We start from the raw sequence: 11,052 nt of genomic DNA, 5'->3' as shown, positions 1-11,052 counted from the left end.
GTGCCGGTCTGGAACTTGAAGGCGATCGCGTCGATCACCTCCCGATGATCACGCCAGCGACCACCCCGTCTGGGCGTCCGGTCCGGGAGCAACGGCTCGATCCGCGCCCACTGCGCATCACTCAACGACACACCCGGACCAACGACCAACTGATCCAAACGAAACCGCCTAGGTCCAATGCCGTTGCGTTACGGGTCCGGTGGTCTTGGCGCGTTGATCACGACGGCGTCCTGGGCGGCCCGGGTCGGCTGGGGCCAGTGCCGGTGCTCGGCTCTCTTGAGGTGGTAGCTGGACATCTTGCGTTTGACCACGCGGGGTTGGCTGCGCAGTCGGCGTGGTGGCAGCAGGTGTGCCAGCAGGTCGTCGCGGAGCCGGGCCAGCGCGGTGACCAGCTGTTCAGGGGGAAAAGATCCCTGGTGAGGCGGTGACGCTGCGACGGGCGGCCCGCAGGGTGTCGGTGAACGAGATGCGGTCGGGATCCGCCCCGCGGGCGGCTGCGGTTCTGCACATCAGCTCACGCAGTGCACGGTGGACCAGCAGATGCGCCCAGATCTGCTGCCGGACGCCGTCCGGCGTTTTGCTGGACAGCACCACTTTCGCCCCTCGCTGGTGTGTCTTGATCTCCCCGAGCACCGACTCGATCTCCCACCGCCGGTGATAAAGCGCGGCCAGTTCCGCAGCGGGATACGCCTGAGCGTCGAGCAGGTCGGTGACCAGCCGGTACCCGTTCTCCTCGGCACCGGGCACACCCGTCAGCCGGTAGGCGATCACACGCACCCGCACCGGGTCACGCTTCTTGGCATCGGTGCCGGCGTGCAGGCGCGACAGCCAGGAGCCGTCCGCCAGCCGCTCCTGCACCGGCAGCACCCGGTTCGCCGACACCCGCCACAACAGGTGAGCGCCCGTGGCAGTGAAGGCCCGCCACAGAGGGACACCCAGAAACTCCCGGCCTGCCAGGACCAGCATGCCCGGGCCGGCCGAACGCACCAGACGAGCCGACAGCGTCAGCTCCCCGACCCGGCAGCCGTCAAGTTCCGCATCCAGTACCGCATGCGTGCCCAGCTCCACCAAAGCGGCCATCCGCACCTGCGGGAAGGCCGCCCGGTCCGGGCCACGGGTGTTGCCCGGACGTCCGAACGCCTTCTCATTCCCCGCACTGTCGGCCACATCCCAGCACGTGCCGTCCACCGCCATCAGCCGCAGCCTGCGCCAGAACGCACCGGGCGTCCGCTCATCGGCCAACGGCCTGGCCGTGGCGGCGAACAACACCCGCAACGGCTCCGGACCCAGCCGGTCCCTGGCGCGGAACAGCGAGGACTTGGCAGGCATCCGCCAGGTCCCGCACAGCCCGGCTGTCCGCAGGCCCTCGACCAGATGCCGCAGCACTTCCAGATACGAGGCCGGGGAGAACAGCGCCAGGCCCAGCACGACGTAGACCACCAAACGGGCGGGCAGCAGCCGTCTGCGTTGCTCTCCACGGCCGCACGCGGCCACCACACGATCCACCAGACCCGGCGGATAGACCCAGGTCAACAGGCCAAGACCCGATAACTCCGGCACACCCTCGGCCACCGGCACCACCCCCGAGACGGTCCCAGCAGACTACGCCCCCGAACTAACGCAACGGCATTGGACCTAGGGCCCGTCTTCAAACTCGCGTCGTCCGGCCGGGACGTGCCTGCTGAGGCCGAGCTGACCGGCGTTGACCAGCTTGGCGTGCGGTGCTGGACGACGGCGGTCGGCCGGCCGAGCTGCTCCCTTGGTTCACGTGCCTGCCGTTCCGGCAGGCGGACCGAACTACACCGGGCAGCCGCGGTCGGTTCGTACTTCCGGGGTGTACGGAGTCGTCGTTGAAGATTGAACGTGACGTCTGGATACCGCCGGACCCGCAGGGCGTTCCGGTCTTGGATTGAGCGTGTCCAAGACCGGAACAAGGAGTTTTACGGAGATGACGATGAACGGTGCGACGACGCTCGACGGCAAGGTGGCGCTGGTGACCGGCGGCAGCCGGGGGATCGGGGCAGCGGTAGCGCTGCGGCTGGCCGAGGACGGCGCAGACGTGGCGCTGACCTACCAGGGCTCGGCCGAGTTGGCCGAAGAGGTGGTCGCCAAGATCACCGCGATGGGGCGGACCGGCTGGGCCGTCCGCGCGGACAGCGCAGACCCGGAGGCGGTGCACGGCGCGGTGGCGGCGGTCGCCGAGCGGTTCACGCGGCTGGACATCCTGGTGAACAACGCGGGTGTCGGTGCCGTCGGGCCGATCGAGGCGGTGGTACTCAACCAGATCGACCGGGTGCTGGCGGTGAACGTTCGCGCGCCCTACCTCTACGCCCAGGCGGCGCTGCAGTACCTGGCCGAGGGCGGACGGATCGTGAGCATCGGCAGCTGCATCGCCCAGCGCGTAGCCTTCCCCGGAAGCGCCCTCTACGCGACCAGCAAGGCCGCGCTGATCGGCTTCACCAAGGGCATGGCCCGGGAGCTCGGCCCGCAGGGGGTCACCGTCAACCTGGTCCACCCGGGCCCGATCGACACCGACATGAACCCGGGCGACGGCGATTCCGCCGACTTCCAGCGCGGCTTCACCGCGCTCGGCCGTTACGGCACGGCGGCGGAGGTCGCGGACGCCGTCTCATACCTGGTCAGCGACAGTGCACGATACGTCACAGGCGCGGAACTGGCGGTGGACGGTGGCTTCGCAGTCTGAGCCGGCGCGGTCCGACGCAGGCCAGGTAGGCCTTGGCGCTCAGTCCGTCACGGCATCGACCCGTGATCTTGGACAGTGGAACATGGCTGGGTGATACGTCGCCAGGAGTTGTCCGACGCCGAGTGGGACCTGCTGCGGCCTTTGCCGCCCACGGCTGCGACAGGCCGTCCACGGCTGGACGACCGTATGGTCCTGAACGGCATCGTGTGGAAGTTCCGCACCCGGGTTGCCTGGCGGAACGTACCCGAGCGGTACGGGTCCTGGGCCACCCTGCACACCCGCTTCCGCCGCTGGGCCAAGGACGGCACCTTCGAGCGGATGCTGCACGCCGCGCAGGCGAAGGCGGACTCAGCCGGCGACATCGACCGGGTTGCCTCGGTCGACTCCACCATTGACCGAGCCCACCAGCATGCCGCCGGAGCCCGAAAAAGGGGGCTCCGCGACCAGTCGCTCGGCCGCTCGCGCGGCGGGCTGACCAGCAAGCTCCACCTGGCGGTCGACGGACTCGGCCGCCCGCTCGGCCTGGTCCTTACCGGCGGCAACGTCAACGACTGCACGCAGTTCACCGCTCTGATGGACGCCATCCGGGTGCCCCGGTCGGGTCCGGGACGGCCCCGAACCCGACCTGCCCATGTCATCGGCGACAAGGGCTACAGCCCGAAGGCGATCCGCGCCTGGCTTCGGCAGCACAACATCGCCCACACCATCCCCAAACGAGTGGACCAGATCGCCAGCCGCCTCCGACGCAGCCGCTCCGGCCGGCGCCCGCCCGCCTTCGACAAGCAGATCTACAAACGCCGTAACGTCGTCGAACCCCGCTTCAACAGGCTGAAGCAATGGCGAGGCATCGCAACTCGCTACGACAAGACCGCCGAGTGCTACCAGGCAGCCGTCGCCCTCGTCTCACTTCTCATGTGGGCGTAGCCCTTTGAAGACACTCCCTAGCCGAACCTGCGCGGCAGCCGCAGGCTGAGGGCGATCGTCAGGGCTAGGCCCGCGAGTTGGGCCAGGAGTGCCCAGACCAGGGCATCGCGCATACCCATGTCCGTGATCAGGGACAGGATGCCCTGGGCGGCCAGGGAGGCTACGCCGCCCAGGGCGAGGGCCGACTGCCGGATGGTGATCACCACTCCGCTGCCCACGCCCGCCCGGGGCCCAGGGCCTCGGAGAGGATGATCCGGAAGACGATCGGGAGGCGCAGCGCCCGGCCCGCGCCGGCCATTGCGGCGCCGGACAGGAGGTGGCCGACCCCAGGCGTCGGCCACCTCCACCACTGCCTTGAGACCCGGCAGCACGTCGACGAACAACACGCCTTCGCCCCGCTCTCTCAAGCACCTGCATGAGCCGGCCATCGGTCACAGGCGCTGTCAGTGCACCCGCCTAGATTCACCGCGTGACTGAGCCTTCCTACCTTGCCGCGGTCCGGGAGTCATACGACACCGTGGCCGACGACTACGCTGCCCTCGTCAAGACCCCGTCTGAGCTGGACCCTCTGTCACGCTCGATGCTGACCGCCTTCGCCGAGCTGGTGCAGGCATCTGGCCGAGGACCGGTCGCGGACCTGGGCTGCGGACCCGGAAGAGTGACGGCGCACATGGCCGGACTCGGGGTTTCTGCGTTCGGCATCGATGTGTCCCCAAGAATGATCGAACTGGCCCGAAGCGCTTATCCGGACCTGCGCTTCTCCGTGGGCTCCATGACCGCACTGGAGATCGAGGACGACACGCTCGGCGGCATCCTGGCGTACTACTCCACTCACCACACACCCCCGGAGCTGCTGCCGGTCGTGTTCGCCGAGTTCCACCGCACCCTGGCACCCGGCGGACATCTCCTCCTCGCCGGCCACGTAGGCACCGGTGAGCACCGCCGTCCGACACACGGCTATGGCGGCCACCCCGTGTCCTACGCGTCGTATCGGCTGCCCGCACACCAGCTCGCTGAGCTGCTGAACCAGGCCGAATTCACCATCACCGCCCAGCTGGTGCAGGAGCCCGACGAGGAACTGAACTGGAAGTTCGCCAGTTTCCTGGCCTGCAAGCCGACTACCGAGGAGCCAGCTTGACTCCCTGGCCCCCTGAGATGTCTCAGCGGGGTCGGCCAGGTCAGCAGCGAGAAGGCGAGCAGCACCGTGCCGGGACCGCCGAGCGGCTCGGGGTGCCGCGCACCGGCCTCCGGGACCCACCCGCACGGCCAGCACCAGACCCGGCAGCACGACCGGAAGTTCACCAGAACGACCGTGCACGACCGTACGTTCGCCAGAACGACCGCGCGCCCGCCACTTCCGGCGATCTCCGCGGCGACCGAGACGCCACCGAGGATCTGCCCGGCGACCATGGCAGCCAGCCGCCCGTCCGCCAGGCCGGAGGGAGCATTGCCGTCGCGCAGCGCGCCCAGCGCCTGGGACAAGAGCCCGACGGTCGCCCCGCACAGGCTCATCGCCCGGTGCAGCCGGTTGCCGGCCGGCGCCGACTGGTTGGTGGCGAGCACCTGCGGCAGCATCGCCGCAGCGGCCGCACCCTGCGCCACCCGGGCTGCCGCCAGGGTCCATGCGTCGAGCGCCGGCCTCGCACTCCCGCGCTGCCGAGGCCCCATCGCCCCTACGCGCCCGCGACAACCAGCTCAGCCCCCTCACGGAGCTCCGCCTCGAACTTCCGCCTCAGGCCTGCCATGCCCCTCAACTCCCCCTGCAATCAGGGTCCCTGAGCGCCACGAACGAATCGTCATCTCCCCCAGTCAACGGCCATGAGATGTCGGCTGCTTCGGCACCGTCGGTCTGTCGCTGCCGCGGGTGTACATGCCGCGGTATGCCGATGGAGGCAGTCCGCAGTGTTGGGTGAAGTGCGTGCGGAAGTTGGCTGCCGTGCCGAGGCCGCTGAGGCGGGCGATCGTGTCGATGGTCGCGTCGCTGCGTTCGAGCAGTTGCTTGGCGTGGTCGATCCGTGCCAGTTGGAGCCATTTCATCGGGGGGAGTCCGGTCTCGGTGATGAAGCGGCGGATGAAGGTGCGCGGGGACAGGTGTGCGTGGGCGGCGAGGTCGCGGAGCAGGAGGGGGTCGGCCAGGTGCTTGAGTGCCCAGGTGCGGGTGTCGGCGAGGGAGGTGCCCGCGGCGGTGGGGAGATGCTGCTCGATGAACTGTGCCTGGCCGCCGTCTCGGTGGGGTGCGGCGACCGCGTTGCGGGCGGCCTGGTTGGCGGTGGCGGCTCCGAAGTCCTTGCAGACCAGGTGCAGGCAGAGGTCTATTCCGGCGGAGGTGCCGGCGGAGGTGAGGACGGTGCCCTCGTCGACGTAGAGCACGTCGCGGTCGACGGTGATGTCCGGGTGTTCCCGGGCGAGGCGCTCCGTCCGGCTCCAGTGGGTCGTCGCCCGTCGCCCCGCGAGGAGGCCGGACTGGGCGAGTGCAAAGGCGCCCACGCACAAGGAGACCACCCGCGTGGACCGCTCGTGGCAGGTGCGCAGCGTTTCGGCGACGTCCTCCGGGATGCCGCGTTCGAATGCGTAGGCGGGGACGATGACGGTGTCCGCCGTCGCCAGCTCGGTCAGCGAACCGGCAGAGGAGAGCCGTAGCCCGTTGTCCGTGGTGACACCTGCCTCGGTCGGTGTCACCACGGACACCGAGTAGAGGTCGCCCAGGGACTGAAGGACCGTGAGCGGCATACCGAGTTCGAAGGAGAGCACCCCGTCGAGAGCGAGGATCGAGACACGATGACCTGTCATGTCAAGAATCTATCGCCGACTGGCACTCTTGCCAGTAGTCGGCCCATGCCAGAGCAGGCCACTGTGGGTGCATGACCATCAGCAATGCATCGGGACTGTCCCTTCCGAACCTCGCCTCCTCGCCCGCCACGGGGTCCCGTCCGAGGTCAGGGACGTCGTCTGGGACGCGATGGCCCTCCACACCAGCCCTGGCATCACGCGCAGGACCTTGAAGGTGACCTTCAGCAGGGCGTTCGCACGCTCCGCAACGCCGTGCACGCCACGGATCACCGCGTTCAACGTCCCTTCCGACTCGGTGAGTTCGCCACCCTTGGGCTTCTTGAACGGGCGACGGAACCCGTCATCGATGTTCTCGTAGCCGAGGTCGGTCAGGGTGGGGACGCCCAGGGTGGCGGCGAACCGGTTGAGGGCATCGACCAGGCCGTGGGCGCGAACACGGGCGCGGGTGGTGTCGTGCTCGCGGCCCGAACGGACCAGGCAGACTCATCGCGACCAGCCATCCGGGACGACGATGACCTGTACGTTTCCGCCGTACTGCCGGTGTTTGCCGGACCACCACAAGTCCGTACCGTTGGGGCCAGCGGCGGCACTCGGTCGGTGCGGATCACAAAGCCTCTCGGCCGGAACTTGATCTTCGCAGGCCCGCTCCTACCTGGGGCTTCACGCATATCCGACGTCGGGTGGCCACCCCGACCACCCCGGCCACCCGCACGCGGCCTCACACCGCAACCATCGCATTACCGAGAAGACCTCTGCGGCCAGCACAGTCGAGAAGCGCTCGTAATCTGCAAATAGAGTACATGTGAACTTATCCACGGCGGAATCAATCGCGATTGTGGGAATGTCCTGCCGGTTCCCGGGAGGCGTCGAGTCTCCTGAGGACTACTGGGACCTCTTGACGGAGGGACGGCATTTCTCGTCCGGTTTGCCGACGGACCGGGGCTGGGACCTCAATCGGCTGTACAGCGCGGACTCCGCCGCAGAGGGAACGACATATGTACAACGAGGCGGTTTCCTCGACGATGTCGCCGGCTTCGACGGGGCCTTCTTCGGCATCGGGCCGCGGGAGGCCACCGCGATGGATCCGCAGCAGCGCCTGCTGCTCGAAGGAGCGTGGCGGGCCCTGGAGAACGCCAGGATCGCCCCGCGTTCGCTGCAGGGTTCACGGACCGGTGTCTACGTGGGGATTCTTGAGAGCCACTACGTGCGCAACAACGGGACGAGCGACACATCCGGGCTGGAGGGCCATCTGTCGACCGGTCTGGCGCCCAGTGTCGCGGCTGGACGGATCTCGTATCTGCTGGGGCTGAACGGGCCGGCGATGGCGGTGGACACCGCGTGTTCGTCGTCGCTGGTGGCGACCCACCTGGCGATCAAGGCGTTGCGGGCCGGTGAGTGCGACGTGGCAGTGGCCGCCGGTGTCTCGGTCATGGCCGGGCCCGAACTGCTCATCTACATGGCCAGGATCGGGGCGCTCGCCGACGACGGGCTGAGCCGGGCCTTCGCGGACGACCGACGCGGATTCGCCCCGTCCGAGGGTGTGGGAGCGCTGGTGCTCATGCCACTCGACAAGGCCGTCGGCGACGGACTTCCCGTGCTCGCCGTGCTGCGGGGAAGCGCGGTCAACGAGGACGGTGCGAGCCAGGCGTTGAGTGTGCCGCACGGCCCCGCCCAGCAGGAGCTGATCGCGGAAGCCCTGCGCGATGCCGGGCTGCGGCCGCAGGACGTCGATCTCGTCGAGGCACACGGCACGGGAACGCAGGTCGGTGACCCCATCGAGGCGGCCTCGCTGGCGGCGACCTACGGGGCCGGGCACAGCGCGCAGACTCCGGTGTGGATCGGCTCGGCCAAGTCGAACATCGGGCACACGCAGGCCGCGGCGGGGATGGCCGGGGTGATCAAGGCAGTGCTGGCGCTGCGCCATGAACGGATGCCCGCGACGCTGCACGCGGACAAGCCGCTGGCTTCGGTCGACTGGTCGCAGGGGATGCGTTTGCTGCGTCGGGCGCGCCCGTGGCCACGTGGCGAGCAGCCGCGCCGGGCGGGGGTGCTGGCCTAAGGCATCAGCGGGACCAAGGCCCACGTCCTGCTGGAGGAAGCGCCCGCCCGGTCCCAGCACGACGCGCCCCGCCTCCGTGGTGAGGCTCCGCAGCGGCTGTTGTGGCCGGTCTACGCAGCGTCGGCGGACGGCCTGCGTGACCTTTCCCTGGCGCTCGCCTCGGCGGTCCGCGAACAGCGGTGGGATCCGGCCTATGTGGGCTGGTCGCTGGCGACGACGCGCAGCCCGCTGGCCGAACGCGCCGTGGTCAGCGGCTCCGGCGTCGCGGAGCTGCTGGAGGGGCTCGACGCGCTGGCCGCCGCCGACGGCCCGGCGGCGCTTCCGGCCCATGTCGCCCGGGCCCGGGCCGCCGCGGCTGCGGATACCGCTGCGTCCGGGCCGGTGTTCGTGTTCCCCGGGCAGGGAGCACAGTGGGCGGGAATGGCGACCCAACTGCTGCAGGAGTCGCCCGTCTTCGCCGAGGCGTTCCGGCGGTGCGCCCGAGCGCTCGACCCGTGGGTGAGCTTCGACGTCGCCGACGTCGTGCGCCAGAGCCCCGGGGCGCCGTCGCTTGACCGGGCCGACGTGGTACAGCCCGTCCTGTTCGCGGTCTACGTCGCGCTGGCGCGGCTGTGGCAGGCCCATGGAGTACGTCCGGCGGCCGTGATCGGGCACAGCCAGGGCGAGATAGCGGCAGCACATGTCTGCGGGGCGCTGTCGCTGCAGGACGCGGCCCGGGTGGTGGCGCTGCGCAGCGCAGCGCTCCGCAAGATCTGCGGCCAGGGCGCCATGGCGTCGGTCGCGTTGCCGGCCGAGCGGGTCCGGGACCTCGTGGAAAGCTGGGGCCTGGAGGTCGAGGTCGCGGCGTGCAACGGGCCGGCCGCCAGCACGGTCGCGGGCGACCCGGGGGCGGTCCGGCAGCTGCTGGACCACTGCGAGCGCGAGCGTGTGTGGGCACGGCTGGTGCCGGTCGACTACGCCTCCCACAGCCGTCACGTCGACCTGGTGGAGAACGCCGTCCTGGCCGATCTGGGGGAGATCGTCTCGCAGGCCCCGGCGATACCGATGATCTCCACGACCACCGGGAAGCCGATCGGCGTGGGTGAGCTCGATGCCGCGTACTGGTTCCGCAATCTGCGCCGACCGGTGGTCTTCGACGCGGCCGTGCGGACTGCGCTGGACTGCGGACACCGGACGTTCGTCGAGATCTCGCCGCACCCGGTTCTGCTCCACCGGCCCATCGCTCGTCTTCGCCGTGGCGGTGGCCCGACCGGACCGTACGGCGTGGCCGACGGCTTCGGCACCGATGGCGTCATTCTTGCCCCGGCACCGTCAGGCGGCCTTGCCGGGCTGATCGACATCGGTCACCTCGATACGTTCGGCTGCAAGTGCCGTGCCGGGGCAGCTCCATAGGAACCGGTGCGATCCCGTCCGGATCACAGACATCGCCGCCACGAGCCTCGGGTCCTGGCCCAAGGCCGGGTAGTCAACTCCGCCGAGACGGGGACGTCGTATCCGCTCACGTGTGCCAGGCACGGTCCCATGCCAGAGGGCCGGGGCCGCCGTCACTCTCCGTCCGTCGGCGGTGCGAGGCGTCGGCTGAGTGTGCGGACCGCCTCGGCCAGGCGGGGGTCGGTCGCACGGCGCGGTGGCGAGAGCGGCCAGCCGTCAGGGCCGACGACAAGTCCCGGCCGGTCGGCGAGAGCGGGGTCTGTCGCAGCGACGACCGACGAGCGGGCCGCCTGCGCCGGTGTCCCGGACGTGGTGCGCTGGAAGGCCTTGTGGACCAGCGGCCAGAACGGCCGCAGCCAGGGAGCAACGACTCGGGACGAGGACATGGTCCCGGTCGTCATGGTGGTGACCGCGCCGCCGGGATCGGCGGCGAACACGGAGATGCCGTCGCCCTTCAGGCGCTCCGCCAGATCCAGGGTGTAGGCGAGGTTGGCGAGCTTTGCGCGGCCGTACGCGTGCAGGCCGTAGTACCCGCCTTTCTGCTCGGCGGTGTCGATGCGGCCAGTGGCAATGCGGACCGAGCCGGAGGTGACGTTCACGACGCGGCTGGGAGCACCGGCACGCAGGGCGGGGAGCAGCAACTCCGTCAGCAGGTAGGGGCTGAGATGGTTGAGAGCGAAGCTCGCCTCGATACCGTCGGGCGTCACACGCCGGTCGTCGAACATCGCTCCGACATTGTTGACCAGCACGCTCAGGGCACCGTCCGCCGCCACGCGGCCGGCAAGATCCCGTACCTCCGACAAGGATGCGAGATCGGCGGTGACGAACCGCGCCTCCGCGGCGGTGCCGACGGCGTTGATGCGCTCGACAGCGCTGCCGCCCCGCTCCGCATCACGGCCGACCACGGTCACCGCGTATCCGGCCGCGGCGAGGCCCACCGCGGTCTCCAGACCGATTCCGCCAGTTCCCGCTGTGACGAGCGCGCGCCGGTTCATTGTTCCTCTTTCTCCCTGTCGCTACGACGGGGCACACTCCGGGATGCAACAAGCTGCGCCCGGTGACCTTCTGCGGCACGTCGGCGCCCTCGCGCGATCAGCCCGCGGTAACCGCGACCGGCCACCCCCGAGCACTACGTCGCTCTACG

11 protein-coding genes and 2 pseudogenes are annotated in these 11,052 nt (G+C 69.7%); 5 read left to right on the top strand and 8 right to left on the bottom strand.

Going from position 1 to position 11,052, the window contains the following annotated elements:
• The 3 genes from CTZ28_RS49770 to CTZ28_RS35365 form a co-directional block, all read right to left on the bottom strand.
• Positions 1–131 (bottom strand): transposase (locus tag CTZ28_RS49770; RefSeq protein ID WP_398657398.1); only part of this gene is annotated, 131 nt, incomplete at its 3' end.
• Between the two features lie 57 nt (positions 132–188).
• Positions 189–311 (bottom strand): hypothetical protein, encoded by a 123-nt coding sequence (locus tag CTZ28_RS48925; RefSeq protein WP_259471957.1) that lies wholly within the window; start codon positions 309–311, stop codon positions 189–191.
• Positions 312–396: 85 nt separating this feature from the next.
• On the bottom strand, positions 397–1,572 hold the full coding sequence (locus CTZ28_RS35365) for an IS4 family transposase (RefSeq protein WP_259471956.1): 1,176 nt from the start codon (positions 1,570–1,572) through the stop codon (positions 397–399).
• Between the two features lie 376 nt (positions 1,573–1,948).
• Here CTZ28_RS35365 and CTZ28_RS35360 point away from each other — a divergent pair, with 376 nt between their 5' ends.
• Entirely contained in the window at positions 1,949–2,704 is a 756-nt protein-coding gene (locus CTZ28_RS35360; protein ID WP_259471955.1) for an SDR family NAD(P)-dependent oxidoreductase, read from the top strand.
• Between the two features lie 93 nt (positions 2,705–2,797).
• Positions 2,798–3,628 carry an IS5 family transposase gene (locus CTZ28_RS35355; RefSeq protein WP_121893835.1) on the top strand — a complete coding sequence of 277 codons (831 nt, stop codon included), beginning with the start codon at positions 2,798–2,800 and terminating at the stop codon, positions 3,626–3,628.
• A 17-nt stretch (positions 3,629–3,645) separates the two neighbouring features.
• On the opposite strand, the gene CTZ28_RS49765 is transcribed toward CTZ28_RS35355, so the two are convergent.
• Positions 3,646–3,831, bottom strand: a complete 186-nt coding sequence (locus CTZ28_RS49765) for a hypothetical protein (protein ID WP_183154747.1) — start codon at positions 3,829–3,831, stop codon at positions 3,646–3,648.
• A gap of 266 nt (positions 3,832–4,097) precedes the next feature.
• Between CTZ28_RS49765 and CTZ28_RS35345 the strand changes: the two genes are divergently transcribed.
• Positions 4,098–4,766 carry a class I SAM-dependent methyltransferase gene (locus tag CTZ28_RS35345; protein ID WP_121893822.1) on the top strand — a complete coding sequence of 223 codons (669 nt, stop codon included), beginning with the start codon at positions 4,098–4,100 and terminating at the stop codon, positions 4,764–4,766.
• A 185-nt stretch (positions 4,767–4,951) separates the two neighbouring features.
• On the opposite strand, the pseudogene CTZ28_RS50035 reads toward CTZ28_RS35345, so the two are convergent.
• The 3 genes and pseudogenes from CTZ28_RS50035 to CTZ28_RS35335 all read right to left on the bottom strand — a co-directional run.
• Positions 4,952–5,263: pseudogene (locus tag CTZ28_RS50035) on the bottom strand (hypothetical protein); the annotation flags it as partial.
• Between the two features lie 174 nt (positions 5,264–5,437).
• Entirely contained in the window at positions 5,438–6,418 is a 981-nt protein-coding gene (locus CTZ28_RS35340) for a GlxA family transcriptional regulator (RefSeq protein ID WP_121893821.1), read from the bottom strand.
• A 198-nt stretch (positions 6,419–6,616) separates the two neighbouring features.
• Positions 6,617–7,032 (bottom strand): annotated as a pseudogene (locus CTZ28_RS35335) (transposase family protein); the annotation flags it as partial.
• A gap of 188 nt (positions 7,033–7,220) precedes the next feature.
• On the opposite strand from CTZ28_RS35335, the gene CTZ28_RS35330 reads away from it, so the two are divergent.
• Positions 7,221–8,477 (top strand): beta-ketoacyl synthase N-terminal-like domain-containing protein, encoded by a 1,257-nt coding sequence (locus CTZ28_RS35330; protein WP_310887642.1) that lies wholly within the window; start codon positions 7,221–7,223, stop codon positions 8,475–8,477.
• A gap of 99 nt (positions 8,478–8,576) precedes the next feature.
• A complete protein-coding gene (locus tag CTZ28_RS35325) occupies positions 8,577–9,869 on the top strand; it encodes an acyltransferase domain-containing protein (protein WP_121893819.1) in 1,293 nt (430 codons plus the stop codon).
• A gap of 152 nt (positions 9,870–10,021) precedes the next feature.
• On the opposite strand, the gene CTZ28_RS35320 is transcribed toward CTZ28_RS35325, so the two are convergent.
• The gene (locus CTZ28_RS35320; protein WP_121893818.1) at positions 10,022–10,903 is read right to left on the bottom strand and encodes an SDR family NAD(P)-dependent oxidoreductase; all 882 of its coding nucleotides are present in this window, start codon (positions 10,901–10,903) and stop codon (positions 10,022–10,024) included.
• Positions 10,904–11,052 lie beyond the last annotated feature (149 nt).

Origin of the sequence: Streptomyces shenzhenensis (assembly GCF_003688995.1) — a bacterium.
Taxonomy (GTDB): domain Bacteria; phylum Actinomycetota; class Actinomycetes; order Streptomycetales; family Streptomycetaceae; genus Streptomyces; species Streptomyces shenzhenensis_A.
The sequence above is the reverse complement of the archived record's forward strand: the minus strand, read 5'-3'. Positions and strand labels throughout refer to the sequence as shown.